The organism is Glycomyces xiaoerkulensis, from assembly GCF_002798405.1.
Lineage (GTDB): Bacteria > Actinomycetota > Actinomycetes > Mycobacteriales > Micromonosporaceae > Glycomyces > Glycomyces xiaoerkulensis.
The window spans coordinates 145,072-171,056 of record NZ_PGGV01000029.1; the positions used below are offsets into that span (position 1 = coordinate 145,072).

Here is a 25,985-nt window from a genome sequence, read left to right on the forward strand (position 1 = left end):
GCCGCCAGTGCGGTCGGGTGGGTCGATGTCATTTTGACTCTATGATGACATCATAGTTGCTCCGGCGCAAGCCGCCGATACGGCCGCCGCCGTATCGACGGCTGCCGGTACCTGCCGGTTGACGCCTCGTATCGTTCGAGCCGGTACCCAGGGACCGGCCCCGCGGGCCGGTTCCCGTGTCCCGTCCCGGGCGGGGCGGGCTATAGAGTGCTCTCCACAGACGATCCCATAGACAGAGTCAAAGTACGGCTCGCAAGCTTCGCCGAAGGGAGCGACCAGGTGACCGAGGAGACGGTGGACGCCAAGTACACCTTCTGCCGATCCGGCGGCGACCGGCTCGGCTGGGTGCGGATCCCCGGCGCCATCGTCAAATTCTTCCTCCTGCTGCTGACCAAACGCGAATGGCGCGGCATGCGCCACGTCCCGCTCCAGGGCCCGGCGATCTTCGTGTGGAACCACTACTCCGACTTCGACCCCCTCCCGGTGTGCCACTACGTCTACAACGCCGGGCGCCACCCGCGCTTCCTGCTCAAACACTCCCTGATCAGGATCCCCGTGGCCGGCCCGATCATCCACGCCACCGGCCAGATCCCGGTATACCGCGGCCGCCGCGACGCCGCCGACTCCCTGCGCGAGGCCATCGCGGTGCTCGAGAACGGCGGCAGCGTCATCATCGCCCCCGAAGGCAGCGTCACCAAGGAACCCGACCGCTGGCCGATGCGCGGCAAGACCGGCGTCGCCCGCCTCGCGCTCGAAACCGGCGCCCCGGTCGTCCCCATCGCCCAGTGGGGCTCGCTCCAGATCCACGACCGCCATCGCAAGCCCAAGTTCCGGATCGGCCGCCGCAAACTCGTCACCGTCGCAGCCCGCCCGCCGGTCGACCTCGACCGGTGGCGCGAGGCCGAGATCAACCGCGACAACCTCGTCGCCGTCAGCGACCACATCATGAACGCACTGCGGGACGGCGTCGCCGAGCTGCGCGGACGGGAAGCCCCGCCCCTGTTCGACCTCCGGAGCCGACAGCAACCACGCGAAGAAAGCGAGCCGACAGATTGAAAGCCGCGGTCATGGGAGCCGGATCCTGGGGGACCGTGTTCGCCAAGATCCTCGCCGACGCCGGAACGCCCGTGACGCTCTGGTCCAGGCGCGAAAGCGTCGCGGACGCCGTGCGCGATCGGCACCGCAACCCCGACTACTTCCCCGACATCGAGCTGCCCGAGCGCGCCACGGCCACCGCCGACGCCGCCGAGGCCCTGCGCGGGGCCGGCCTGGTGGTCCTGTCCATCCCCAGCCAGACCCTGCGCGACAACCTCGCGGCCTGGTCGGACCTGATCGAACCCGACGCGACCCTGCTGAGCCTGATGAAGGGCATCGAACTGGGCACCACCTCGCGCATGACCGAGGTCGTCGGCGAGGTCGCCGATGCCGCCGCCGAGCGCATCGCGGTCCTGTCCGGCCCCAACCTGGCCCGCGAGATCGCCGAGGAGCAGCCGACCGCCTCGGTCGTCGCCTGCACCGACCACGACCGCGCCGTCGCCGTCCAGCACGCCATCACCACCGCCTACTTCCGCCCCTACACCAACACCGACGTCGCCGGCGTCGAACTCGGCGGCGCGGTCAAGAACGTCATCGCGCTCGCCTACGGCATGGCCGCCGGCATGGGCTTGGGCGACAACACCAGGGCCACGATCATCACCCGCGGCCTGGCCGAGACCACCAGGCTGGGGCTGCGCCTCGGCGCGGACCCGGCCACCTTCGCCGGACTCGCCGGGCTCGGCGACCTGGTCGCGACCTGCTCCTCCCCGCTGTCGCGCAACCACACCTTCGGCGAGCACCTCGGCCTCGGAGCCACGCTCGAGGAGGCGGCCCGGGCGACCCGGCAGACCGCCGAGGGGGTCAAGAGCTGCCGGTCCATCACCGACCTGGCCCGGAAGGTCGGCGTCGAGATGCCGATATGCGACGCGGTCGTGCGCGTCTGCCACGAGGGACTCGACCCGCGGGCCGCGGTCGCGGAGCTGATGGGCCGCGAGACCAAACCCGAAACCGAAACTCTGAGGTCCAACCATGACTAAGCCCACCGTCGCCGTGTTCTTCGGCGGACGCAGCGTCGAACAGCCCGTCTCGTGCGCCTCCGGCTCCGGCGTGGCCGGGGCCCTCCGCCGGCTCGGCTTCGCGGTCACCGCCATCGGGATCACCCGCACCGGAGACTGGGTGCAGCTCCCGGCCGACTCCGCCTTCGCCATCGAGGACGCCGACGCCCTGCCCGAGATCACCGCCGACTCCGGCAAGCCGGTCGCCGTCGAGCTCGGGCCCGGCTCCCAACCGGTCGCCGAGGTCGCCTTCCCCGTCCTCCACGGACCCAACGGCGAGGACGGCACCATCCAGGGCCTGTTCGAGATGGCCGCGATGCCGTACGTCGGCTCCGGGGTGCTGTCCAGCTCGCTGTGCATGGACAAGGAGTACGCCAAGCGCCTGCTGGAGGCCGAGGGCGTCCCGCAGGGCGGCTACGCCGTGCTCAAGCCCGGCGACGAGCCCGACGAGGCCGCGCTCATCGAACGCCTGGGCCTGCCGATCTTCGTCAAGCCCGCCCGCGCCGGCTCCAGCCTCGGTATCTCCAAGGTCGACTCCGGTGCCGGACTGGCCGAGGCGGTCGCCGCCGCCCGCGAGGTCGACCCCAAGGTCGTCCTCGAGGCCGGCTTCGAGAACGTCCGCGAGATCGAGATGGGCGTCCTGGCCACCCTCGACGGCGGCCTCGAGGTCACCCATCCGCTCGAGGTGCTCGCCAAGGGCGAGGACGGCTGGTTCGACTTCGACGCCAAATACCTCGACAACCCCGAGCCGTTCGACCTGCGACCCGACTTCCCCGACGGCGTGGTCGAGCGCGCCCGGGCGCTGGCCCGGCGGGTCTTCCGACTGCTGGACTGCCGCGATCTGGCCCGCATCGACTGCTTCCTGGCCGACGACGGCACGGTCTACCTCAACGAGGTCAACACCATGCCGGGCATGACCCCGATGAGCGGGGTGCCCCAGGCCTTCGCCGCCGCCGGGCTCTCCTACGAGGAGCTCGTAGAGCGCCTGGTCACTCTCGCGGCGGCCCGCGCTCGACGCTCCTGACCTCGACACGTACCATTGCGTGGTTGACACCCGGGCACCTCGGGTGCCGGCACGCTGTACACCCGTGTGCGCGCCCTCCGAGTGCGGCACACTCTCGCGTCTCTGTCCGGCAGAGGCGACTTGTGCCTCGTACGGGGCCTGACGATGATTTAACGGAGATTGCATTGCAAGCGAAGGCGAAAGTCAAGCTTTCCCGATCCCTCGGCGTCCCGCTGACGCCGAAGGCGGCCAAGTACATGGAGCGCCGTCCGTACCCTCCGGGGCAGCACGGCCGCGGCCGCAAGAAGGAATCGGACTACAAGAACCAGCTCATGGAGAAGCAGCGCCTGCGCGCGCAGTACAACCTCAGTGAGCGGCAGTTGCGCAACACCTACGAGGAGGCCGTGCGCCGTTCCGGCAAGACCGGTGAGGTCCTGGTCGGTCTGCTCGAGTCCCGCCTCGACGCCTTCGTGCTGCGGGCCGGGTTCGCGCGCACCATCTACCAGTCGCGCCAGTTCGTCAACCACGGCCACCTCACGGTCAACGGCCGCAAGGTCGACATCCCGTCGTACCGGCTCAAGCCCGGCGACTTCGTGCAGGTGAAGAAGAAGTCCCGCTCGATGACGCCGTTCCAGTTGGCCGCGGCCGGCGCCTGGGCCTCGGAGCAGACCCCGGGCTACGTCGAGACCCACCTCGAGGGGCTCACCGCGCGGTTCCTCGCGGTGCCCGAGCGCAGGCAGGTCCCGGTGATCTGCGACGAGCAGCTCATCGTCGAGTACTACTCGAAGTAGCGCCCTCGCGGCGACGCTTGCGAGCCGTACATGAGCGCTGCGCGCCCGAGTGCCGCCCGTCACGGCAGGCTGCCTGGTAGGCGGCCCTCGGGCGCGAGTAGACTCGTGCAGTGGTGCAGACCCCTGCCCGGATCGCTGAGCGCTCCGGCCGCCGGAGGCGGCCGCAACGGGCTGCATTCTCTCGCCCGCCCGCCCCGCGGGCAGGCACATGCCAGTCACTCCGCACCCGGTACGGGTGCGCTGTGTAGGACCGAGTTGTCACGGTAGCGGAGGACATGCCGAAAAAAGACGGTGCCATCGAGATTGAAGGCAAGGTCGTAGAGCCCCTCCCGAACGCCATGTTCCGGGTGGAGCTCACCAACGGCCACAAGGTACTCGCACATATCAGCGGCAAGATGCGCCAGAACTACATCAGGATCCTCCCCGAGGACCGCGTTGTGGTGGAGCTCTCGCCGTACGACCTGTCGCGCGGTCGGATTGTCTACCGCTATCGCTGACCTGACGACTACAGCTAAGTAGGACTCGTGAAAGTCAAACCGAGCGTCAAGAAGATCTGCAAGAACTGCCGCGTGATCCGCAGGCACGGACGGGTGATGGTCATCTGCTCCGACCCGCGCCACAAGCAGCGTCAGGGCTAGATCTCTACGCCAGAAGAAGCAAGGCCCCGGTAGGGGCAACCACTGCCAGTGACCGCCGAGGTCACAACCCCCGGCTCGGAGGCCGGGGCCCGTACCGCCGCAGAGCCGATCCACGGCTCGCAGGCTCCGCCGAGGCGGCGCGGGACGGCAGCGGTCAGACCTCCGACAACGCTAGGAGTAGCGCCTAGATGGCACGCCTGGTCGGAGTGGATCTCCCGCGCGACAAGCGCCTGGAGATCGCACTCACCTACATCTACGGGATCGGCCGCACGCGGTCGCTCGAGACCCTCGCGGGCACCGGCCTGGACCGCGACAAGAAGGTCAAGGACCTCACCGACGAAGAAACGGTGCAGCTCCGCGACTTCATCGAGGACAACTACCAGGTCGAGGGCGACCTGCGCCGCGAGGTGCAGGCCGACATCCGCCGCAAGATCGAAATCGGTTGCTACCAGGGACTGCGCCACCGCTTCGGTCTCCCGGTCCACGGTCAGCGCACCAAGACCAACGCCCGCACCCGCAAGGGCCCGAAGAAGACCGTCGCGGGCAAGAAGAAGGCACGTTAGGAGCGCATAAATGCCACCGAAGACTCGCGGCGGAACCAAGAGCCCGCGCGCCAAGAAGAAGAACGTGCCCCACGGGCACGCCCACATCCGGAGCACCTTCAACAACACCATCGTGTCGATCACCGACCCGACCGGTGCGGTCGTCTCCTGGTCCTCCTCGGGCCAGGTGGGCTTCAAGGGTTCCCGAAAGTCGACCCCCTACGCCGCGCAGATGGCCGCCGAGGCCGCCGCGCGCAAGGCCATGGACAACGGCATGCGCAAGGTCGACGTCTACGTCAAGGGTCCCGGCTCCGGCCGCGAGACCGCGATCCGCTCCCTCCAGGCCGTCGGCCTCGAGGTCGGCTCGATCAACGACGTGACCCCGCAGCCGCACAACGGCTGCCGCCCGCCGAAGCGCCGCCGCGTCTAGCCGGGTCCCAACCGTCCGTCGCCGCGGCCTGCCGGCCCGGCGGCACGAATCCATCGTCAGCGGCGTCATATAGCGGGCGCCCCGAACCGAAGGAAACACCGAAGTGCTTATCACTCAGCGGCCCACGCTCACCGAGCAGCAGATCAGCCCGACCCGCTCGAAGTTCACCATCGAACCGCTCGAGCCGGGCTTCGGCTACACGCTCGGCAACTCCCTGCGGCGCACCCTGCTGTCGTCCATCCCGGGCGCGGCGGTCACGTCGATCAAGATCGACGGGGTGCTCCACGAGTTCTCCACCATCCCCGGCGTGAAGGAAGACGTCGTGGAACTGGTGCTGAACGTCAAGGGCGTCTGCGTCTCCTCGGAGAACGACGAGCCGGCCACCATGTACCTGCGCAAGGAAGGACCCGGCGACGTGCTCGCCGGCGACATCCAGCCGCCCGCCGGCGTGCAGGTCCACAACCCCGAGCTCAAGCTCGCGACCCTCAACTCGAAGGGCCGCCTGGACATGGAGTTCGTGGTCGAGCGCGGGCGAGGGTACGTGTCGGCCCCGCAGAACAAGTCCGAGACCAACGAGATCGGCCGGATCCCGGTCGACTCGATCTACTCGCCGGTGCTCAAGGTCGCCTACTCGGTCGACGCCACCCGCGTCGAGCAGCGGACCGACTTCGACAAGCTGACCGTCGACGTCGAGACCAAGGCCTCGACCTCGCCGCGCACCACGCTGGCCTCGGCCGGCTCGACGCTGGTCGAGCTGTTCGGGCTCTACCGCGAGCTCGACACCGAGGCCGAGGGCATCGACGTCGGTCCGAGCCCCGCCGACCAGCAGTTGGCCGCCGATCTGGCGCTCCCGATCGAGGACCTGGACATGACCGTCCGGTCGTACAACTGCCTCAAGCGGGAGGGCGTCAACACCGTCGGAGAGCTCATCAACCGGACCGAGGCCGACCTGCTCGACATCCGCAACTTCGGGCAGAAGTCGATCGACGAGGTCAAGATGAAGCTCGCCGGCATGGGCCTGAGCCTGAAGGACTCTCCGGGCACCTTCGACCCCTCCGAGGCCGCGGTGGCCTACGGGTCCGAGTCGCCCGCCGAGGCCGATGAGTACGAAGACGACGGTGAGGACCTCCGCGAGACCGAGCAGCTCTAGCTGCCCGAACCAGTGGCGGTCGGTTCCGTGAAACGGCCGGCCGCGCCAACACCAGAGGAGCAAGACAATGCCCAAGCCTTCCAAGGGCCCGCGCCTGGGCGGTTCCCCGGCACACGAGAAGCTGATGCTGGCCAACCTCGCGGCCTCGCTGTTCGAGCACGGCAGCATCACCACCACGCTGACGAAGGCTCGTCGGCTGCGTCCCTACGCCGAACGCCTGATCTCGTACGGCAAGAAGGGCAGCCTGCACCACCGCCGCCTGGCGCTGGCCAAGCTGCGCAACAAGGACGTCACGCACGACCTGTTCGAGCAGGTCGCCCCCCGCTTCGCCCAGCGCGACGGCGGCTACACCCGGATCATCAAGGCCGGGAACCGCAAGGGCGACAACGCGCCGATGGCGATCATCGAGCTGGTCGACTAGCGAAACGCGGGAACCGCGCGCAAAGCACCGCCTTGCGCGCGGTTTTCTCATTCCTATAGGAAACAGGATATATCCTATAGGATTCTGGGTGGGAGACGAGATGGACAGGACCAGGCTGCGGCTCGGCATCGCCTACGACGGGGCCGACTTCTCCGGCTGGGCGCTCCAACCGGGGCGCCGGACCGTCGCCGCCGAGGTCATCCGCGGCCTCGAGATCCTCTTCGGCGAGATCGAGCAGTTCACCGTCGCCGGACGCACCGACGCCGGCGTCCACGCCACCGGGCAGACCGTCCACGTCGACGTGCCCACCGCCGCCTGGGAGACCCACGCCGAGAAACTGCTCTGGCGGCTGCGCGGCATCCTTCCACCGGACGTGCGCGTGACCGCCGCCGAAGCGGTCGACCCCTCGTTCAACGCCCGCTTCGCCGCCAGGTGGCGCCGCTACACCTACCGCGTGTCCGACGCCGCATGGGGCGTCGATCCGCTGCGCCGCCGAGACACCCTCCCCTGGCCGAGACCGCTCGACGTCCCGCTCATGCACGAGGCCTGCCAGGTCCTGCTCGGCGAGCACGACTTCGCCGGATTCTGCAAACGGCGCGAGGGCGCGACCACCATCCGCGAGCTGCAGCAGTACGAATGGGTGCGCGACGACGAAGGAGTGGCGGTCGCGACCGTCCGCGCCGACGCCTTCTGCCACTCGATGGTGCGCAGCCTCGTCGGCGCCGCGCTGGCGGTGGGGGACGGCCGCCGCGACCGGGCGTGGATGGCCTCGCTCCTCGAACTGACCGAGCGCGCGAACGACGTCCACGTGGTCGGCCCCGAGGGGCTCACCCTCGCCGAAGTGTCCTATGCCGACGACCCGGAACTGTGGCGGGCCCGCGTCGACCAGACCCGCCGCGTGCGGAGCCGCTGAACCGCCCCGCCCGGTAGCGGGACGGCCACGGATCCGCGTTGTTTCCGCAACACTCCATCACAGTACGGGCACAACGGGAACCAATACTGGCAAAGCAGAAGTCCCATGGAGGTAATCCCACTACCGCCAAGTACGAAGGGAACCTCCATGGAACGCCTGCTGAAGGCCACGATACTAACCGGGGTGCTGCTGGCACCGCTCGCCGCCTGCGGCGGCGGCGACGGCGGCGGCGACGCGGAGGGAGCCGCCGCCGACCACGCGCAGCCGGAGGTCGCCGAGGACGAGAACGCCGCCAACGAACCGGTCGACCCCGGAGACGACCCACAGTCGACCTTCGCGGTCGACATCGACACCGCCTCCTACGACTTCGCGCGCCGGTCGATCAACGACGGCGACCTGCCGCCCCAGGACATGGTCCGCCCCGAGGAGTTCGTCAACTACTTCGACCAGGACTACTCCGAACCCGACGGCAGCGGCTTCTCGGTGTCGGTGGACGGCGCGGAACTGCCCGAGTGGTACTCGGCCGGAGACGCCGACCACGTCATGCGGGTGGGCCTCCAGACCCGCACCGAATCCGACGCCGCGCGCCGGGACGTGAACCTCACGTTCGTGATCGACGTGTCAGGCTCGATGTCCGGCGACCGCATCCAGATCGTCCAGGACTCCCTCCACATGCTCGTCGACGAGCTGCGCCCCACCGACGCGGTCGCCATCGTCACCTACCAGAGCGACTCGGCGGTCCTCAAGGACATGACCCAGGTCGGCGACGGCGAGGAGCTGCACGCCGCCGTCGACGACCTGCACGCCGGCGGCAGCACCAATATGCACGCGGGCCTGGTCGACGGCTACGAGATCGCCGCCGGTGCCTACGAACAGGACAACGACAACCGCGTCATCCTGCTCTCGGACGGCCAGGCGAACGTCGGCCTCACCGAGCACGACGACATCCTGGAGGACCTCGACGACCCCATCGCCGAGGGCGTCACGCTCCTGACCGTCGGCGTCGGCGACTCCTACAACCAGCGCACGCTGGAGCAGTTGGCCGACAACGGCGACGGATGGGCCGTCTACTTCGCCACCGCGACCGAGGCCGAACGGGTCTTCTCCGAGCGGCTCACCTCGACGCTCGGCGTGGCCGCCCGCGACGCCAAGATCCAGGTGACCTTCGCGGAGGCCACCGTCGCCGAATACCGGCTCATCGGCTTCGAGAACCGCGCGCTCGAAGACGACGAGTTCGAGGACGACAGCGTAGACGGCGGCGAGGTCGGCCCCGGCCACAGCGTGACCGCGCTTTACGCGCTCACGCTCACCGGCGACGCGGGCGACCTGGCCACGGCCGAGGTCCGCTGGCTCGACCCGGACACCGAGGAGCCGGACACGGCCGAGTCCGCGATCGGCACCGGCGACCTGACAAGCGTCGCCGACGCCGCACCGGCGCTGGGAGTCGACCTCACCGCCGCGGCCTTCGCGGAGGTGCTGCGCGGCAGCGCCGACGGATTCGACTGCGAAACGCTCCTGCCGGTGGCCGACGACTTCGCCTCGCGCACCGAGGACCCGGACGTCGGGGAGCTGGCCGAGCTCATCGCGCTCGCCTCCGACCTCGGGGCCTGACCGGGATCCCGTCCAGTGCCGCCGGTTCCCTCAGCGGGGACCGGCGGCTCACCGCCTCCGGCGGACGATGAACAGCGCCTCGAGAAGGACGCGACTCCGGGCGCGCGAGAAGAGGTCCTGCGCGGCCGGCTCCGAGATCGGCAGCGTGCGGAAACCCCGGTCGCCCACGATGAACGACCGGAGCACGAAGAGGTTCAGCGCGGCGACCGCGAGGAACGGCAAGCCGAGCAGACCGACCCAGCCGTACCGGAGCAGATCGTTGTCCCCGGTGGCCGATGGCGGCGATTAGGGACGTCAGGCCGACCGCCCAGAATGGAAGACCCAGCCGGGTGGACCAGACGGCCCGGCGGTATTGGGGCTGCGCGAGGACCTCGCGCTCGGCGGCGGTGTCGCCGAAACGGGGGCGGGGCATGGATCTCCTCGGGGCGGTCGTTCAGTCCGGCCGGGACCGTACCAGGAGGCGTCAGGGTTTCCAGGGCAAACGCCGACCGGATGCGCGTGCGCGAAGTGGGCCCGGCGCTTTGCGCCGGGCCCACTTCCTACTTCCTATACGGGGTCAGATGCTGATCGACCAGTGGTTCAAGGTTCCGGTCGAGCCGCCGTAGTAGGTGTCGGTCACCCGCAGCGTCCAGGTGCCGGACCCGTGCTCGCCGGAGAGGTCGACGCCGTAGGTGGTGTCGACGTCGTCCCCGGAGTCGAAGCTCGAGGTCTTCAGCGTGCGGACCGTGCCGTCCGGCGCGACCAGGGCGATGGCGATGTCGCCGCGGTAGGGGTGGGCGATGTCGACCGAGACCCGGCTGTCGCTGGAGGCGCTGCGGGAGCAGGACAGCGAGACGCCGGTGGTCAGCGTCCGGCCCTCGGTGATGGTGGCGGGCCCGTCATAGGAGCCCGAGCAGTCGCCCGATCCGCCTCCGGTGCCGCAGTACGAGCCCAGGTGCGACTGGAGCGAGCTGTGCTCGGCCGAGTCGACGCTGAGGTCGTAGAGATGCTTCACGTGGATCCAGGCCTTGACGTAGTCGCAGCGCACCGACGTGTTCGACGGCATCCACTCGGCAGGGTCGTCGGAGCCCTTGGAGCTGTTGGACGATCGGCTCGCGATCCACAGTTGCGGCGAGTCGATGTCGTTGGCGAAGGCCTGCCGCTGGGAGGTGCTCCAGGCCCAGGCGCCCGAACCCCAGGCTTCGTGGAGGGCCACCACGTGGTCGATGGTGGCGTTCGAGACCGAGCTGGTCCAGGTGCCGTCGAAATCGGACTGCCACGTGCCGGAGTCGGGCTGGCAGTCCGAGCCGGTCTCGACGTTCGAGCCGTCGCGCGACAGGACGTACTGGCGGGCGGTGCAGCCGCCGCCGACGCCGGACCAGTGCGGGAACAGGCTGCGGTCGTAGCTGGAGTTGTGGGACTCCGGGGCGACGGTGAGGCCGTCGAGTTCGGCCTGCGCGGTCGAAGCCGACGGGATGCCCGGTGGCCGGACCGCTTCGGCGGGGGAGGTGTAGACGGTGAGGGCCGCGGTCAGGGCGATGACCGATGCCGCGGCCAATGCGAGGGCGCGACGCGCCGAATGCCGTGGGATGCGCATTGTTCGTACTCCTGCGGGGGATTGCGGCGGATGCGGAGGGAAAACCACATGAGCGACGTATCGGTGACAGTCACTCGAATCGAGCGAATCATGGGATGATTGATCCGGTCAAGGCCCGGGTCGAGTGTTCACGCGTCATACATGCACGAATCACCGTCGATCGACCGAATCGCAACCCGACGTCCGGCAGGGGTTGGGCCTCGACCTCCACCCGCCGAAGTGATCCACTGTCCGGGCCGGTCACCTGCCGATGGTCCACGGGCCCCGTGGATCACCTCGACGGGTGCGGCCGGGGCTGCGCGGCTACTCCACCTCGCGCCTCGGGCTGAGCCGGTCGACCAGCCATACGTCGACCAGGTCGTTGACCACCGTCAAGACCGGCTCGTCGGCATCCTCGAGCGCTTCGCCGTCGGTGCGCCCGATGACCGCGTACATCAGGAAGTGGCCGTAGGCGTTGTAGCCCAGCATGGTCTTGGCGTGACCGAGCTCGGCGCCGTCGCCTTCCGTGCGCATGGCGGCGAAGCCGCCTTCGAGGCCGTCCTCGATCGACTCGCGGAGCGCCTCGGCCTCCTCGGCGTCGCCGAGATTGAGCACGCCGGCGGTGGCGGCGTACTCCCCGTCCGGGCCGACCACGGTCGCCCGCACCGCCTGCGTGCAGTCGGCGTCGGACAGCAGCTCGGCCAGCGCGTCGAGAGCGGCCTCGGCGCAGTCCTCCAGTTCGTCGGTCGCGAGGACCTGGTAGGCGCCCGCGGCCCCGTCGGGCGTGATCGAGTCGTCCTCGAACAGTTCGGAGGCCGTCAGCGGCTCGGGGTCGGTCTCGCGCTGCTCGACCGGATCGACCACCTCCGGGGCGGATTCCGGGTCCTCCTCGGCGGACGCCTGCGGTTCGTCGGTCTCCGGCGACGGCGGCACGGCGACCGGGGCGCCGTCGCCTTCGCGCAGCACGATGTAGGCGCCCGCACTGCAGGCGGCCACGACCGCGAGGCCGGTGACGACCGCGAGCGCGATCATCCACCAGCGGGTGCGGCGGCGCGCCCGGTAGGCGGCGCGGCGGAGGGGCCGGGAGGCCTGTATCCGCTCCAGTTGCGTCTCCAGGTCGTCTTCGCCGGCCTGCCGGGACAGGTCGTCGGGGCCGGGTCGCTTCGCCGTGGTGGTGTCGTACGCGCGGTCGATGCGACTCGCCCAGTCGGGTTCCTCGCCCGCTCGGCGTTGCCGGTGCTGCGGGACACCGAAGGGGGACGGGCCGTGTGCCATAGCCGGAGCATAGCGGCTGAGGCCGCCGAAACCGTGGATCCCACTTCCGAGGAAGTGTCGCGTCGCGTCGAATCGGCCTGCTATGAAACCACAGTGACTCCGGACCACCATTGCATCGCGAGTGCATGGCCGAGTTCACGGGCGATGCGGGCGGGACGGGGCCCGGCGGCGGGTGACAATGGTCGGCATGTCGGAAGGCCCAGTCGAGCAGCCAGAGCATTATTTCAGTGAGCGGCCCGCCGTCGGCGACCGCGAGCGCGTCGTCGAGTTCGAACTCGACGGTGTCGGGTACGAGTTGACCGCCTCCACCGGCGTCTTCTCCGGGACGCGACTCGACCCGGGGACGAGCGTGCTCCTCCGCAAGGTGGTGCCGCCGGACGCCGCCGGTGTCTTCCTGGACCTGGGCTGCGGATACGGGCCGATCAGCGCCGTGCTGGCGCGGCGGCCGGACGCCGAGGTGTGGGCGGTGGACGTCAATCGGCGTGCGCTGGAGCTGACGCGGCGGAACACCGACCGGTCCCCGGGTACGGTCCACGTCGCGACGCCCCGGGAGGTCCCCGAGGCGGTGCGGTTCGACGAGATCTGGTCGAACCCGCCGATCAAGGTGGGCAAGGCCGCCCTGCACGAGCTGCTGGCGACCTGGTTGCCGCGCCTGACCGACGACGGCGTGGCCTGGCTGGTCGTGTCCAAACACCTGGGTGCCGACTCGCTGTCGCGGTGGCTCGCCGACCGCGATTGGTCGGTGGAGAAGCACGCCAGCGCCAAGGGTTTCCGCATCCTGCGCGTCTCCCGGACCTAGGACCGCTTCGCGCACAGTCGGTGTCCGGATGTTGACATCGGTGTTGCCATCGCCGCGAGTAGTGAACTAGGGTGGACCCCGTAAGCGACCCACCCACGGGAGCCCGATGCATCGGGCTGAGAGGGGACTCGGTAGTCCCGACCGTCGAACCTGATCCAGATCATGCTGGCGCAGGGAGAAGGAGATATGAACGCTGCATCGCTACCCAGGCTCCACGTCATCACCGACACTCGCGACGGGGCCGATCCGATCGCCGTCGCCGCGGCCGCCCTCGAAGCCGGGGCCCGTCTGATCCAGGTCCGCCCGGAGGACCACTACAGCGACCGCGCCGCCTTCGACCTCGCCGCCTCGCTGGCCGAGCGCTGCGATGAGCACGGGGCACGGTGCCTGGTCAATGACCGGGTCCACATCGCACAGGCGGTGGGCGCCGACGGCGTCCACCTCGGCGACGACGACCTCCCGGTCGACATCGTCCGGCGCCTCCTGCCCGCCGCGGTTATCGGCGGCACCTGCCGCGAACCCGAGGCCGCGCGCGCCGCCCGCCGCGCCGGCGCCGATTACCTCGGCGTCGGGCCGGTCTACGACACCGGCACCAAGAACGGGCTGCCGCCGGCCATCGGCCTTGACGGGCTCGCCGCGGTCTGCGCGGCGGTCGAGCTCCCGGTCATCGCCATCGGCGGCATCGACGCCGAGCGCGCCGGGGAGTGCCGTTCCGCCGGCGCCCACGGCGTCGCCGTGGTCGGCGCGATCTCGGGCGCCGACAATCCCAAACGCGCCACCGCCGAGCTGCTCGAGGCCGTCGGTGAGGACGTGGCGCAGTCCGGTTCGAGCCGTGGCGGGCGACGGGCGGGCGAGCGGTTATGCGCCTTGCCGTGATCGGAGCCGGGTCGATCGGGCTCGCCGTCGCTTGGCGGGCCGCCCGGCGCGGCGCCGAGGTCACCGTCTTCGATCCCGACCCCGGATCGGGCGCCTCCCGGGTCGCCGCCGGGATGATCGCCGCGGTCACCGAGGCCGAGTTCGGCGAGGAGGACATGATCCCGTTCATGGCCGAATCGGCCGAGGCCTGGCCGTCTTTCGCCGCCGAGCTCGAGGAGGCTTCGGGCATCGCGGTCGGCCATCGGGACGCACCGACGCTCATGGTCGGCCTGGAGGACGGCGATCGGGCCGAGATCGACCGCCAGTCCGGCCTCTACCGTTCGACCGGCCGCGAGGTGCGGGCACTGCCGGGGCGGGAATCCCGGAAGGTCGAACCACTGCTCAGCCACCGCACTCGCGGCGGCGTGCTGGTCCCCGGCGACCACGCGGTCGATCCGCGGGCCGTCCACGAGGCGCTCCTGGCCGCCGCCGAGCGGGCCGGGGCGGCGTTCCGCGCCGAACGCGTCACCGACCCCGCCGACGTCGACGCCGACCGGGTGGTGCTCGCGGCCGGTTGCGGCTGCGCCGACTTCGGGCTACCGATCCGGCCGGTCCGCGGGGCCGTCCTGCGGCTGCGCGCGGGCACCGGCCGGCCTGCGCCGCGGACGGTGGTCCGCGGCCGCGTCGCGGGGCATCCGCTCTACATCGTCTCCCGCGATTCGGGCGAGGTGGTCGTCGGCTCCACCAGCGACGAACGCGGACTCGACCCCACCACCGGCACCGCCGGGGCCGCCCACGACCTGCTGCGGCGCTCCATCGATCTGGTGCCCGAGATCGCCGAGTACCACCTCGAGGAGGTCTCGGTCGGATTCCGCCCCACCGCGCCCGACAACCTCCCGCTGCTGGGGCACCTCGATGCGCGCACCATCGCCGCCACCGGCCACTACCGGCACGGCATCGCGCTGATCCCGGCCACCGCCGCATACGTCGCCGACCTCGTCTTCGGCGCCGACACCGCCGTCCGCAAGGCTTTCGATCCGCTGCGATTCGAGGAGGGCCCGTGAAGATCGAACTCAACGGCCGCACCCGCGAGGGCGTCGAGAGCGTCGCCGACGCCGTCCGCGAGGAGCTCGGCAGGGCCGACCCCGCCGGTCTCGGCCGCGGCACCGCGGTCGCGGTGAACGGCGAGGTCGTCCCGCGTTCCGAATGGGACCGGACGCTCGCCGACGGCGACGCCGTCGAAGTCCTCACCGCCACGCAAGGAGGCTAGTCATGGAAAAGCTCCGGATCGCGGACAAGACGTTCGGCTCGCGGCTGATCCTCGGCACCGGCGGCGCCGCCAACCTGTCGCACCTGACCGACGCCATCACCGAATCGGGCACCGAACTGGTCACCGTCGCGCTCCGCCGGGTCGACCCCGCCGCCCCGGGCTCGCTCATCGAGGTCATCGAGCGCTGCGGCGTCGACGTCCTGCCGAACACCGCCGGCTGCTTCACCGCCGAGCAGGCCGTCCGCACCGCCCGCCTCGCCCGCGAGGCCTTCGGCACCGACTGGGTCAAACTCGAGGTCATCGGCGACGAGGACTCGCTCCTGCCGGACCCGGTAGAGCTGCTGGAGGCGGCCGAGACCCTGGTGGGCGAGGGATTCACCGTCCTGCCCTACACCAACGACGACCCGATCCTGGCCCGGCGCCTCGAAGAGGCCGGATGCGCCGCGGTCATGCCCCTGGCCGCTCCGATCGGCACCGGCCTGGGCGTCCGCAACCCGCACAACCTCGCCCTCATCTGCGAGCAGGCGAACGTGCCGGTCATCTGCGACGCCGGCATCGGGACCGCCTCCGACGCCGCCCAGGCGATGGAGCTCGGCTGCGCGGCCGTCCTGCTCGCCACCGCCGTGACCCGCGCGGCCGACCCCGCGCTCATGGCCGTCGCCATGCGCGACGCGGTCAGCGCCGGCCGCGCCGCCCGCCTCGCCGGGCGGATACCGATGCGGCACCTGGCGCGGGCCTCCACCGCCTTCGAAGGGATGCCGACGCTATGAGGACCCCACCGGTCGCGCTCACCATCGCCGGATCCGACTCCGGCGGCGGCGCCGGGATCCAAGCCGACCTGCACACCTTCGCCGCCCACCGCGTCCACGGCACCAGCGTCGTCACCGCCCTCACCGCGCAGAACACCCGCGGGGTGACCGCCGCCCACGCCTCCCCGGCCGACCTCGTCCGAGCCCAGTTGGACGCCGTCCTCGACGACTTCAAGGTCGCCGCCGCCAAGACCGGCATGCTCGGCAGCGACGAGATCCTCGAGCTCGTCGCCGAATACGGCACCGCCGACCGGCTGCCGGACCTGGTGGTCGACCCGGTGATGGTCGCGGCCTCCGGCGACTCCCTGTTCTCGGGCGACCCGGCCGTCTACCTCGGCCGGCTCGGCCCGCTCGCCACCGTCCTGACCCCCAACCTCCCCGAGGCCGAGCAGCTCCTCGGCCGCCGGATCGACGGCCCCGACGACATGCGCGAGGCCGCCCGCGCGCTCGCCGCCTACGGCCCGCGCGCCGTCATGGTCAAAGGCGGACATGCCGAGGACGCCGAACGCAGCCTCGACGTGCTCTGGAGCGAGGGCCGGATGATCGATCTGGACGCGCCGCGGGTGGCCACGAAGAACGGCCACGGCACCGGCTGCACCCTCGCCGCGGCGATCGCGGCCCGGATCACGCTCGGCCACCCGCTGCCGCAGGCGGTCGAGGGCGCCAAAACGTACGTCACCGAGGCCCTGGAAGCGTCGGCCGAATGGAGGCTGGGCGCCGGACCTGGGCCGGTCCACCATCACCACGGGCGCGGCAGCGCCACCCGATGAGAACACCGAGGAGACCCCATGCCCGCACGTAAGAAGGTCTACACCGAAGGGCCGCGTCCTGATATCCGCGTTCCGTTCACCGAGGTCGAACTCGGCGGCGACGAGCCGCCGGTGCGGCTCTACGACACCTCCGGGCCGGGGTCGGACCCCGAGGTCGGTCTGCCGGAGCTCCGCCGGGAGTGGATCGCCGAGCGAGGCGGCGGCAAGTGCAACACCCAGATCCACTACGCCCGCCGGGGGATCGTCACCCCCGAGATGGAGTTCATCGCCGTCCGGGAGGGGCTCGACGCCGAGTTCGTCCGTGACGAGGTCGCCGCCGGCCGGGCCATCATCCCCGCCAACGTCAACCACCCCGAGACCGAGCCGATGATCATCGGCAAGAACTTCCTCACCAAGATCAACGCCAACATCGGCACCTCGGCGGTCTCCGACTCCATCGCCGCCGAGGTCGAGAAGCTCACCTGGGCCACCAAGTGGGGCGCCGACACGGTCATGGACCTCTCCACCGGCAAGCACATCCACGAGACCCGCGAGCACATCGTCCGCAACTCCGCGGTCCCGATCGGCACGGTGCCGCTCTACCAGGCCCTGGAGAAGGTCGACAGCGACCCGGTCAAGCTCACCTGGGAGATCTACCGCGAGACCATCCTCGAACAGGCCGAGCAGGGCGTCGACTACATGACCGTCCACGCCGGGGTGCTGCTGCCGTACGTGCCGCTGGCCGCCGACCGGGTGACCGGGATCGTCTCCCGGGGCGGCTCGATCATGGCCGCCTGGTGCCTGGCCCACCACGAGGAGAGCTTCCTCTACACCCGCTTCCGCGAGCTCTGCGAGATCTTCGCCGAGTACGACATCGCCTTCTCCCTGGGCGACGGCCTGCGGCCCGGCTCCATCGCCGACGCCAACGACGAGGCCCAGTTCGCCGAGCTGCGCACCCTCGGCGAACTCACGAACCTCGCCTGGGAGTACGACGTGCAGGTGATGGTCGAGGGCCCCGGCCACGTCCCGATGCACAAGATCAAGGAGAACGTCGACCTCCAGCAGGAGATCTGCGGCGAGGCCCCGTTCTACACCCTCGGGCCGCTCGCCACCGACGTCGCCCCCGCCTACGACCACATCACCTCGGCGATCGGCGCGGCCATGATCGGCTGGTTCGGCACCGCGATGCTCTGCTACGTCACCCCCAAGGAGCACCTGGGGCTGCCCAACCGCGACGACGTCAAAGAGGGCGTCATCGCCTACAAGATCGCCGCCCACGCCGCCGACCTGGCCAAGGGCCACCCGCAGGCGCAGGCCTGGGACGACGCGCTGTCCAAGGCCAGGTTCGAGTTCCGCTGGGAGGACCAGTTCAACCTCGCGCTCGACCCCGACCGGGCCCGCGAGTACCACGACGAGACCCTCCCGGCCGAGCCGGCCAAGACCGCCCACTTCTGCTCGATGTGCGGCCCGAAGTTCTGCTCGATGAAGATCAGCCACGACCTGAAGGAGTACGCGCAGCAGGGTATGCGGGAGAAGAGCGAGGAGTTCGTCGAATCCGGCGGCAAGGTGTACCTGCCGGTCGTCGACGCCCCGTAGACCAGCGCGGGCGCACGTGTATCCGAGGTCACGGTGGCCGCCGTCGAGGGGCCGCCGATGACCTCGTAAACTAGGTAGCCGTTGTTCGAGTGCCGTCGTCACGAGGCGCTGTCCAACGAATCCCGCCGAGCCGGACCGGTCCGCGGCGCGCAAGAGCGGCCGAGGCCGATCGGCAGGCCCGGTGGGATTCAGGCGGTCCCGCGAACGTCTCCGCGGGGTTCGTTCCACACCGACAACGAAAGCTAGGTAATCCTGTGCGCACGTACAGCCCGAAGCCGGACGACATCGACCGGCAGTGGCTCGTGATCGACGCGACCGACGTGGTGTTGGGTCGGCTCGCGACGCACGCAGCCCAACTGCTCCGGGGCAAGCACAAGCCCATGTTCGCTCCGAACACCGACACCGGCGACTACGTCATCGTGGTCAACGCCGAAAAGGTCGTCCTAACCCGCAACAAGCTGCAGAACAAGAAGGCCTACCGCCACTCCGGCTATCCGGGCGGCCTCAAGGAGCAGACCTACGCGGACCTGATGGAGAAGGCCCCGCACAAGGTCGTCGAGAAGGCCGTCCGCGGCATGCTGCCGAAGACCAAGCTCGGCCGCTCCATGATCAAGAAGCTGAAGGTGTACACCGGCCCCGGCCACCCGCACGCCGCCCAGCAGCCGCAGCCGTACGAGATCACGAAGGTCGCGCAGTAGGCGCGGGCGAAGGAGATTTGACAACCGTGAGCGAAGAGAACCAGGTCCCCGAGGCCGCCGAAACCGACGAGGCCGCCGCGGCTCCCGAGGCCCCCGCCGAAGCGCCCGCCGCCGAGGTCCCCGCGGACGTGGCCGCGGCCCCGCCCGTGCCGACCATCCCGGCCGTGCCCGCCGACCGGCCGATCCAGACCGTCGGCCGCCGCAAGCGCGCCATCGCCCGCGTCCGCCTGGTCCCGGGCAGCGGCAAGTACCTCATCAACGGCAAGACCATCGATGACTACTTCCCGAGCAAGGTCCACCAGCAGACCGTGGCCGAGCCGTTCGTGACCGTCGAGGCCGGCGACAGCTTCGACGTGCTGGTCAACATCTCCGGCGGCGGCCCCACCGGTCAGGCCGGCGCGCTGCGCCTGGCCATCGCCAGGGCCTTGGCCGAGGTCGACCCGAACATGCGCCCGGCGCTGAAGTCCGCCGGTTTCCTCACCCGCGACGCGCGCGAGAAGGAAAGCAAGAAGTACGGCCTCAAGAAGGCCCGCAAGGCGCCGCAGTACTCCAAGCGCTAGCGTCGCGTTCCCCGTCCGCGGGGGAACACGCTAGTCTGCAATTGCGACGGGGCTGCCGAGGACAACCTCGGCGGCCCCGATTCTTCTGTCGCCACAAAGCCAGCGAACCTAGAGGTAGCAGACCGTGACACGACTGTTCGGCACCGACGGCGTCCGAGGACGGGCCAACGACGACCTCACCCCGGAGCTGGCGCTCCGGCTCAATACGGCGGCCGCCCGCGTGCTCGGCGCCGGATCCGGCGACCGCCCGACCGTCGTGATCGGCCGCGACCCGCGCGCCTCCGGCGAGATGCTCCAGGCCGCCTCCGCCGCCGGCCTCGCCGCCGCCGGAGCCGAGGTCGTCGACCTGGGAGTCCTGCCCACCCCGGCGGTCGCGCACCTGACCGCCGCGACCGGCGCCGCCTTCGGCGTCATGATCTCCGCCTCCCACAACCCCATGCCCGACAACGGCATCAAGTTCTTCGCCGCCGGCGGCCGGAAGCTCCCCGACGAGATCGAGGACGCGATCGAGCGGGCCATGGACGAGCCCGCGCCCCTGCCGCAGGGCTCGGGCATCGGCCGCATCCGCAGCGGCGAGAACGCCGTCGAGACCTACATCGACCACCTGGTGGCCGCCTGCCCCAACTCGCTGGACGGCCTCAGGATCGTCATCGACCCCGCCAACGGCGCCGCCACCCACGCCGCGCCCGAGGCGCTGCGCCGCGCCGGAGCCGAGGTCATGGCGATCAACGCCGCCCCCGACGGGCTCAACATCAACCAGGACTGCGGCTCGACCCACATCGACGGGCTGCGCGAGGCCGTGGTCGCCCACCGCGCCGACGCCGGCATCGCCCTCGACGGCGACGCCGACCGGTGCCTCGCGGTCGACGCCGAAGGCAGGATCGTCGACGGCGACGCGATCATGGCGATCCTGGCGCTGGCCCTGCGCGAGTCCGGCGAGCTGGCGGGGGAGACCCTCGTCACCACGGTGATGAGCAACCTGGGCCTCCATCAGGCGATGGCCGCCGCCGGCATCCACCTCGAGACCACCAAGGTCGGCGACCGCTACGTCCTGGAGAGGCTGGCCGAGGGCGGGTTCTCCCTCGGCGGCGAGCAGTCCGGGCACATCGTCATGTCCGACCACGCCACCACCGGCGACGGGACCCTGACCGCCCTGATGCTGCTGGCGCGCGTGGCCGCGACCGGGCGCGACCTGGCCGAGCTGGCCTCGGTGTTCACCGCGGCTCCGCAGGTGCTCATCAACGTCCGCGTCCCCGACAAGACCGTGATCGAGGCCGAGGTGGTGCGCTCGACGGTGGCCGAATGGCAGCGCAAGCTCGGTTCCGAAGGGCGTGTCCTCCTGCGGCCATCGGGCACCGAACCGCTGGTCAGGGTCATGGTCGAGGCCGCGGAGGAACCGGTGGCCCGGTCGGTCGCCGCCGAGCTGGCCGCGGTGGTGGAGAACGCCCTCGTGCCCTGATCCCGTGCGGCGCGACGGGTGGCGCTATCCTTGAGCGGGCCGCCGAGCGGCGGCCCGCGACGGCCCATGGTGCTGTGCTCACGGCACCACGCGGCCGGTGGCCCATGGTGTAAGCGGCAACACTACTGATTTTGGTTCAGTCATTCCAGGTTCGAGTCCTGGTGGGCCAGCCAGTGATTCGAATACGAACCACGGGGCCGCTCGTAGTCTAAGTTCGGCTCGTGCGGTACTCCGGAAGCCTGACCGGAAGCGTGCAAATGTAAATGTCGCTCCCTGAAATGTAAAGTCGGGCGGTTAACATTTACGGACGCTCATGCCACGTGCGGTGGGCCGGCGGGTAAGCCAGGTGAACAAGGCCCGGCGGATCTGTTCGTCACCCGCCTCGGGATAGCGGCGGCGCAGTGTCTGTTCGTGCATGCGCAGGCCGGTCTCATGCAGGTCGAGGGCGATCCGGAATTTTTCCGCCGGTGTCGGCGATTCGGTCGCGCGCCGACCGTCTACCGCATCTCGCCGATGAGGGCCTCGAAGCCCGTCTCCGCAGCTCCGATGAGCGGCCCCTCCGAACCCAGCGCGGGGGTGCGCAGCCGCAGCCGCGCCCGCAACTGCGGCAGGGTCGCCTCGGCCAGGCTCGACCGGACCGCGGCCGCCGAAGACAGGTAGAGCTCCCGAAGCCAGCCGCCGAAGAGGACCTCGTCGGGGGTTGCGGCGGTCACCACCGACCCGAGCGCCCGCCCCAGGAGCCCGCCCGACCGGTGCACGACCTCGCGCGCGGCCGTGTCGCCCATCCAGGCTGCCGTCGTGGTCGCCTCGATCGTCGCCGACTGCTCGAACGTGCCCATCTCGGCCTCCAGGCATCCGTGCAGGCCGCACCGGCACTTCTGGCCGCCGGGATTGACCACGACATGGCCGAGCATGATCGAGCTGCCCCGGCGCGGCCGCCCGTCGGCGATCATCCCGGCGGTCACGCCCCGCCCGCCGTGCAGGTACAGCAGATTCGGCGAGCGGTGCGCGTCACCGCGCGACCGTTCGCCCACCGCGGCGGCGGTGGCGAGGTCGGCCACCCGCCACGATCGCCCGGTCGCCCGTTCCAGGTCCGTGCGGAAGTCGCGGTCGACCCAGCCCAGCTCGGTCGACTGCGCCACCACTCCGGCGTCCACCAGGCCCGGCACCGCGGCCACCGTCTCGGCGGCCGGAGTGTCGGCCAGCAGCCGCGCCGCGAGCTCGGCGGCCTCCGGCCCGTCCGCGCCCGGCTCCAGCGGCACCTCGGCGCGCGCCAGGAGCGTCCCCCCGAGACCCACCAGCGCCAGCCGCACCCGGTCGGCCCGCACCTCGACCGCCGCCACCGTCTCCGCCTCCGGTACGCATTCGACCAGCGTCGACGGCCGGCCGGCGGCGCCGGTCGACCTCCCCGTCGTCTCCTGGATGTGGCCCGACTCGGACAGGTCGGTGGCGAGCGCGCCGATCGTGGACCGGTTCAGGCCCAGGGCCTCGGTCAGTTCGGCGCGCGTCTGCGGACCGCGGCGGTGGAGCTGGTCGAGGAGGGCGCTGCGGTTGCGTCGGCGCAGTTCCTCCGTTGCTGGTCGGGCCACCGGTCAATGCCTGCCGAAGAACGAACCCCGGCCTCGGGAGAGGGCGTCGACGCCTGCCGCCAGCAGCAGCACCAGCCCGGTCACGCCGAAGCGGACCCCGGCGCTCAGGCCCATCAGGCCCATGCCGTTGTTGATGATCGCCACCACCGCACCTCCAAGCAGGGCCGCCCGAGCCGATCCCTTGCCACCGAACAGGCTAGCACCACCGATCACAGCCGCCCCCACTGAAAGCAGCAGCACATTGGAACCGCCGGTGTTGGGGTCGACCGAGGCGGCCCGCGAGGCCGCGACGATGCCGCCGACGGCGGCCATCGAGGAGCAGATCACGAACGCGGTGATGCGGACCCGGTCGACCGCGACGCCGGCGCGGATCGCCGCTTCCCGGTTGCCGCCCACGGCGTACAGGTGGCGGCCGAACCTGGTGCGCCGCAGCACGAACGACCAGAGCACGAACAGGGCGCCCAGGAGCACGACCACGATCGGGACGCCGGTGAGCGAGACGAGCTGCGGGTTGGCCGAGCGCTCGAGGTTGAGCAGGAACACCGTCGCCGTCAGCAGCCCCCCGAGCGCGACGATCCGGGCGGTCACGACCGCCAGCGGTTCGTGCGAGAGTCCGCGCCGGACCCGCCGGCGCCAACGCGAGACCTGGAGGGCCGTGTAGCCGCCCACGGTCACCGCCAGCAGCAGCCAGCCCTGCCAGCGCTCCAGGTTCTCGCCGGCGATGGCCTTGACCGTCTCGTTGTGGATGGAGATGTTGGTGCCCTCGTCGAGGATGATCAGCGCCAGGCCCTGGAAGGCCAGGAACCCGGCCAGGGTCACCACGAACGAGGGGATGCCGACTTTGACCACCAGCGTGCCGAGGGTGAGTCCGATCAGAACGCCGGTGGCGATGGCCGCGGTGATGCCGACCGGCCACGGCATGCCCCATTCGGTCAGCAGCACCGCCATGATGGCGGCGGCGACGCCCGAGGCGAAACCGGCCGACAGGTCGATCTCGTTGGTGATGAGGACGAAGACCAGGCCCATGGCGATGCAGGCGACCGCCGCGCCCTGGCCGAACAGGTTCGCCAGGTTGCCCACCGACAGGAACACCGGCTCGGCGAGGCCGAAGAAGACGCAGAGGGCGATGATGCCGGCCACCGCCGGCAGCGCGCCCACCTCGCCGGAGCGCACTTTGGACAGGTAGCCGCGCAGGTGGTCCAGGACGGCCTTCACGGGCCCGGGCTCGGCGGATGCGGTCGCCGGTTCGACCGGGGCTTGGGTGCTCACGTCCGGGCTCACGACTGGACTCCGTTCGGGTCGGGGAGGCCGACGGCGCCGCTGCGCCCGCTGGTGATCAGCTCCACCACCTGGGACTGGGTGGCGTCGGCGGCGTTGACGACGCCCGCCATGCGACCGAGGTAGAGGGCGGCGATGCGGTCGGCCACGGCGAAGACGTCGTTGAGGTTGTGGCTGATGAAGAGGACGGCCAGGCCCTGGTCGGCCAGGCGCCGGATGAGTTCGAGGACCTGGCGGGTCTGGGCCACGCCGAGTGCGGCGGTCGGCTCGTCGAGGATGACCAGCCGGGAATTCCACAGCACCGCTTTGGCGATGGCCACGGTCTGGCGCTGGCCGCCGGAGAGGCTGGCGACGTTCTGGCGCAGGTCGCGGAGGGTCCGCACCGCCAGGGAGTCGAGCGTCTCGGCCGCGAGCTGCTCCATGGCGTCGTCGTCGAGGACGACGCCATGGAGTTTCTCCCGTCCCAGGAACAGGTTCTCGACGACGTCGAGGTTGTCGCACAGGGCGAGATCCTGGTAGACGACCTCGATGCCGAGCGCGGCCGCGTCGCGCGGATCGTGGATCTCCCGGGGCGCGCCGTCGACGGCGATGGTCCCCGAGTTGATGTCGTGGATTCCCGCGATGCATTTGACCAGCGTCGACTTGCCGGCGCCGTTGTCGCCGACGAGGGCGCAGACCTCGCCGGCGTCGACGGCGAGGTACACTTCGGAGAGGACCTCGACGGGGCCGAAGCTCTTGGAGATTCGGGAGAGTTCGAGCAGCACCTTGGCTATTTCCTTATCCCTGGAGTCCGGCTTCGTCGCACAGGTCGGCGAAGTCGCCGGAGCACAGTTCGTCGTAGGCGGTGTAGCCGTCGTCGATGACGACCTGGATATTGTCACGGGTGATGGCGACCGGCTCCAGCAGGACCGCCGGGATCTCCTCCTCGCTGACCGGGTCGGTCACGGTGGCCTCGGCCTCGGGCACGTCGCCGGAGGCGAGGGAGGCGGCGAGTTCGGCGGCGGCGTCGGCTTCCTGCTCGATGGCCTTGTAGACGGTCATGCACTGGTCGCCGGCGAGGATGTTCTGCAGGCCCTGGAGGGTCGCGTCCTGGCCGGTGACCGGGACGGTGCCGTTGAGGCCGTTGCGCTCCAGCACGGTGATCACCGCGTGGGCGAGGCCGTCGTTGGCGGCCAGGACGCCGTCGATCTCGGCGCCGGTGTCGGTCATCATCTGGTCGAAGACGGTGCCGGCCTGCGCGTTGTCCCAGTCGGGCACCCACTCGTCCGGGCCCTTCTCGAACTCGCCCGAGTCGTAGAGCGGGTCGAGGACCGAGTCGTAGCCGTTCTTGAACAGGGTGGCGTTGTTGTCGGTCGGCGAGCCGTTGAGTTCGGCCACCAGCGGGGTGTCGACCCCTTCGAGGCACTCGACGAGGGTCTCGCCCTGGAGTTGGCCCACCCGCTCGTTGTCGAAGCTGACGTAGTAGTCGGCGCCGCCGCCCTCGGTGAGGCGGTCGTAGTCGATGGTCGCCACGCCCTGGTCCTTGGCGTTCTCGATCACGGTCGCGCCGGTGCCCGAGTCGAGGTTGACCGTCACCAGCACGTTGACGCCGCTGGTGAGCATCTGGTCGGCGATGGTCTGGAAGTCTTCGCGGCTGCCCTGGGCGTTCTGGATGTCGTAGCGGACGCCGGCCTCTTCGAAGGCGGCTTCGAGGAAGGGCCGGTCGGCGGTCTCCCACCGGTCCGACGAGGCCGAGTCGGGGAGGATGACGCCGATGAGCGGCGCGTCGCCGTCGCCGTCGCCGCCGTTGCCGTCGTCTTCGCCGCCGCATGCCGCGGTGAGGAGGAGCGCGGACGCGGCGCCGGCGGCGAGCGAGGTTCTGAGGATCTTCATAGGGGTACCTCCGATGTTTGTTGTTGTCCGCA

At 70.5% G+C, this 25,985-nt stretch carries 28 protein-coding genes, 1 tRNA gene, 2 pseudogenes and 1 riboswitch; of the genes and pseudogenes, 23 read left to right on the plus strand and 8 right to left on the minus strand.

Annotated features, from left to right (window positions below):
- The first annotated feature begins 279 nt into the window (after nt 1–279).
- The 12 genes and pseudogenes from CUT39_RS11290 to CUT39_RS11345 all read left to right on the plus strand — a co-directional run bounded on the left by CUT39_RS11290 (nt 280) and on the right by CUT39_RS11345 (nt 9,589).
- Nucleotides 280–1,056 (plus strand): lysophospholipid acyltransferase family protein, encoded by a 777-nt coding sequence (locus CUT39_RS11290; RefSeq protein WP_198587065.1) that lies wholly within the window; start codon nt 280–282, stop codon nt 1,054–1,056.
- A gap of 11 nt (nt 1,057–1,067) precedes the next feature.
- Nucleotides 1,068–2,072, plus strand: coding sequence for an NAD(P)H-dependent glycerol-3-phosphate dehydrogenase (locus CUT39_RS11295; RefSeq protein ID WP_100446575.1), 1,005 nt, complete (start codon nt 1,068–1,070; stop codon nt 2,070–2,072).
- The gene (locus tag CUT39_RS11300; protein ID WP_100446577.1) at nt 2,065–3,114 is read left to right on the plus strand and encodes a D-alanine--D-alanine ligase family protein; all 1,050 of its coding nucleotides are present in this window, start codon (nt 2,065–2,067) and stop codon (nt 3,112–3,114) included. The genes CUT39_RS11295 and CUT39_RS11300 overlap by 8 nt, the downstream gene beginning before the upstream one ends.
- Nucleotides 3,115–3,272: 158 nt before the next feature.
- The gene (gene rpsD, locus CUT39_RS11305) at nt 3,273–3,884 is read left to right on the plus strand and encodes a 30S ribosomal protein S4 (protein WP_100447088.1); all 612 of its coding nucleotides are present in this window, start codon (nt 3,273–3,275) and stop codon (nt 3,882–3,884) included.
- 275 nt (nt 3,885–4,159) lie between these two features.
- The gene (gene infA / locus CUT39_RS11310; RefSeq protein ID WP_100446579.1) at nt 4,160–4,381 is read left to right on the plus strand and encodes a translation initiation factor IF-1; all 222 of its coding nucleotides are present in this window, start codon (nt 4,160–4,162) and stop codon (nt 4,379–4,381) included.
- Between the two features lie 27 nt (nt 4,382–4,408).
- Nucleotides 4,409–4,522, plus strand: a complete 114-nt coding sequence (gene rpmJ / locus CUT39_RS11315) for a 50S ribosomal protein L36 (RefSeq protein WP_026404072.1) — start codon at nt 4,409–4,411, stop codon at nt 4,520–4,522.
- Nucleotides 4,523–4,710: 188 nt separating this feature from the next.
- Nucleotides 4,711–5,085, plus strand: coding sequence for a 30S ribosomal protein S13 (rpsM, locus tag CUT39_RS11320; RefSeq protein WP_100446581.1), 375 nt, complete (start codon nt 4,711–4,713; stop codon nt 5,083–5,085).
- A 10-nt stretch (nt 5,086–5,095) separates the two neighbouring features.
- Entirely contained in the window at nt 5,096–5,494 is a 399-nt protein-coding gene (rpsK, locus tag CUT39_RS11325; RefSeq protein WP_100446583.1) for a 30S ribosomal protein S11, read from the plus strand.
- A gap of 103 nt (nt 5,495–5,597) precedes the next feature.
- Nucleotides 5,598–6,644, plus strand: a complete 1,047-nt coding sequence (locus CUT39_RS11330) for a DNA-directed RNA polymerase subunit alpha (RefSeq protein ID WP_100446585.1) — start codon at nt 5,598–5,600, stop codon at nt 6,642–6,644.
- 67 nt (nt 6,645–6,711) lie between these two features.
- Nucleotides 6,712–7,059, plus strand: a pseudogene (rplQ, locus tag CUT39_RS11335) (50S ribosomal protein L17); the annotation flags it as partial.
- A gap of 106 nt (nt 7,060–7,165) precedes the next feature.
- Nucleotides 7,166–7,978 (plus strand): tRNA pseudouridine(38-40) synthase TruA, encoded by an 813-nt coding sequence (truA, locus tag CUT39_RS11340; protein WP_100447090.1) that lies wholly within the window; start codon nt 7,166–7,168, stop codon nt 7,976–7,978.
- Between the two features lie 147 nt (nt 7,979–8,125).
- Nucleotides 8,126–9,589, plus strand: coding sequence for a vWA domain-containing protein (locus tag CUT39_RS11345; protein WP_198587066.1), 1,464 nt, complete (start codon nt 8,126–8,128; stop codon nt 9,587–9,589).
- 48 nt (nt 9,590–9,637) lie between these two features.
- Here CUT39_RS11345 and CUT39_RS20295 read toward each other — a convergent pair whose 3' ends face one another.
- The 3 genes from CUT39_RS20295 to CUT39_RS11355 form a co-directional block, all read right to left on the minus strand.
- Entirely contained in the window at nt 9,638–9,811 is a 174-nt protein-coding gene (locus tag CUT39_RS20295; protein ID WP_157930624.1) for a hypothetical protein, read from the minus strand.
- Between the two features lie 334 nt (nt 9,812–10,145).
- On the minus strand, nt 10,146–11,165 hold the full coding sequence (locus CUT39_RS11350; protein ID WP_100446591.1) for a proprotein convertase P-domain-containing protein: 1,020 nt from the start codon (nt 11,163–11,165) through the stop codon (nt 10,146–10,148).
- 303 nt (nt 11,166–11,468) lie between these two features.
- On the minus strand, nt 11,469–12,419 hold the full coding sequence (locus tag CUT39_RS11355; RefSeq protein ID WP_100446593.1) for a hypothetical protein: 951 nt from the start codon (nt 12,417–12,419) through the stop codon (nt 11,469–11,471).
- A 187-nt stretch (nt 12,420–12,606) separates the two neighbouring features.
- Here CUT39_RS11355 and CUT39_RS11360 point away from each other — a divergent pair, with 187 nt between their 5' ends.
- The 11 genes from CUT39_RS11360 to CUT39_RS11410 all read left to right on the plus strand — a co-directional run bounded on the left by CUT39_RS11360 (nt 12,607) and on the right by CUT39_RS11410 (nt 21,387).
- Entirely contained in the window at nt 12,607–13,218 is a 612-nt protein-coding gene (locus CUT39_RS11360; RefSeq protein WP_100447092.1) for a class I SAM-dependent methyltransferase, read from the plus strand.
- Between the two features lie 85 nt (nt 13,219–13,303).
- A riboswitch (TPP riboswitch) is annotated at nt 13,304–13,414 on the plus strand.
- The gene (thiE, locus tag CUT39_RS11365) at nt 13,405–14,094 is read left to right on the plus strand and encodes a thiamine phosphate synthase (protein ID WP_100446595.1); all 690 of its coding nucleotides are present in this window, start codon (nt 13,405–13,407) and stop codon (nt 14,092–14,094) included. Its footprint overlaps the riboswitch before it by 10 nt.
- Nucleotides 14,091–15,137, plus strand: a complete 1,047-nt coding sequence (gene thiO / locus CUT39_RS11370) for a glycine oxidase ThiO (RefSeq protein WP_198587067.1) — start codon at nt 14,091–14,093, stop codon at nt 15,135–15,137. Before thiE ends, thiO begins: the two co-directional genes overlap by 4 nt.
- Nucleotides 15,134–15,343, plus strand: coding sequence for a sulfur carrier protein ThiS (gene thiS / locus CUT39_RS11375; protein WP_157930625.1), 210 nt, complete (start codon nt 15,134–15,136; stop codon nt 15,341–15,343). Before thiO ends, thiS begins: the two co-directional genes overlap by 4 nt.
- Nucleotides 15,344–15,345: 2 nt before the next feature.
- Complete coding sequence (locus CUT39_RS11380) at nt 15,346–16,113, plus strand: thiazole synthase (protein ID WP_100446599.1); 768 nt, start codon at nt 15,346–15,348, stop codon at nt 16,111–16,113.
- Nucleotides 16,110–16,922 carry a bifunctional hydroxymethylpyrimidine kinase/phosphomethylpyrimidine kinase gene (gene thiD, locus CUT39_RS11385; protein ID WP_100446601.1) on the plus strand — a complete coding sequence of 271 codons (813 nt, stop codon included), beginning with the start codon at nt 16,110–16,112 and terminating at the stop codon, nt 16,920–16,922. The genes CUT39_RS11380 and thiD overlap by 4 nt, the downstream gene beginning before the upstream one ends.
- A gap of 18 nt (nt 16,923–16,940) precedes the next feature.
- A complete protein-coding gene (gene thiC, locus CUT39_RS11390) occupies nt 16,941–18,497 on the plus strand; it encodes a phosphomethylpyrimidine synthase ThiC (RefSeq protein WP_100446603.1) in 1,557 nt (518 codons plus the stop codon).
- Nucleotides 18,498–18,751: 254 nt separating this feature from the next.
- The gene (gene rplM / locus CUT39_RS11395; protein WP_100446605.1) at nt 18,752–19,195 is read left to right on the plus strand and encodes a 50S ribosomal protein L13; all 444 of its coding nucleotides are present in this window, start codon (nt 18,752–18,754) and stop codon (nt 19,193–19,195) included.
- A gap of 17 nt (nt 19,196–19,212) precedes the next feature.
- Nucleotides 19,213–19,755 (plus strand): 30S ribosomal protein S9, encoded by a 543-nt coding sequence (gene rpsI / locus CUT39_RS11400; protein ID WP_408611137.1) that lies wholly within the window; start codon nt 19,213–19,215, stop codon nt 19,753–19,755.
- Nucleotides 19,756–19,879: 124 nt separating this feature from the next.
- Nucleotides 19,880–21,214 (plus strand): phosphoglucosamine mutase, encoded by a 1,335-nt coding sequence (gene glmM / locus CUT39_RS11405; protein ID WP_100446609.1) that lies wholly within the window; start codon nt 19,880–19,882, stop codon nt 21,212–21,214.
- A 98-nt stretch (nt 21,215–21,312) separates the two neighbouring features.
- A tRNA-Gln gene (locus CUT39_RS11410) sits at nt 21,313–21,387 on the plus strand.
- A 121-nt stretch (nt 21,388–21,508) separates the two neighbouring features.
- Here the strand turns inward: CUT39_RS11410 and CUT39_RS21795 are convergent.
- The 5 genes and pseudogenes from CUT39_RS21795 to CUT39_RS11430 all read right to left on the minus strand — a co-directional run.
- A pseudogene (locus CUT39_RS21795) lies at nt 21,509–21,673 on the minus strand (hypothetical protein); the annotation flags it as partial.
- 38 nt (nt 21,674–21,711) lie between these two features.
- Nucleotides 21,712–22,803 (minus strand): ROK family protein, encoded by a 1,092-nt coding sequence (locus tag CUT39_RS11415; RefSeq protein ID WP_100446611.1) that lies wholly within the window; start codon nt 22,801–22,803, stop codon nt 21,712–21,714.
- Nucleotides 22,804–22,806: 3 nt separating this feature from the next.
- Nucleotides 22,807–24,084 carry a sugar ABC transporter permease gene (locus CUT39_RS11420; RefSeq protein ID WP_232805711.1) on the minus strand — a complete coding sequence of 426 codons (1,278 nt, stop codon included), beginning with the start codon at nt 24,082–24,084 and terminating at the stop codon, nt 22,807–22,809.
- Nucleotides 24,081–24,854: an ATP-binding cassette domain-containing protein gene (locus CUT39_RS11425; RefSeq protein ID WP_100447098.1), complete on the minus strand. Its 774-nt coding sequence runs from the start codon at nt 24,852–24,854 to the stop codon at nt 24,081–24,083. Before CUT39_RS11425 ends, CUT39_RS11420 begins: the two co-directional genes overlap by 4 nt.
- Nucleotides 24,855–24,858: 4 nt before the next feature.
- Nucleotides 24,859–25,953, minus strand: coding sequence for a sugar ABC transporter substrate-binding protein (locus CUT39_RS11430; RefSeq protein WP_100446613.1), 1,095 nt, complete (start codon nt 25,951–25,953; stop codon nt 24,859–24,861).
- Nucleotides 25,954–25,985: the final 32 nt, after the last annotated feature.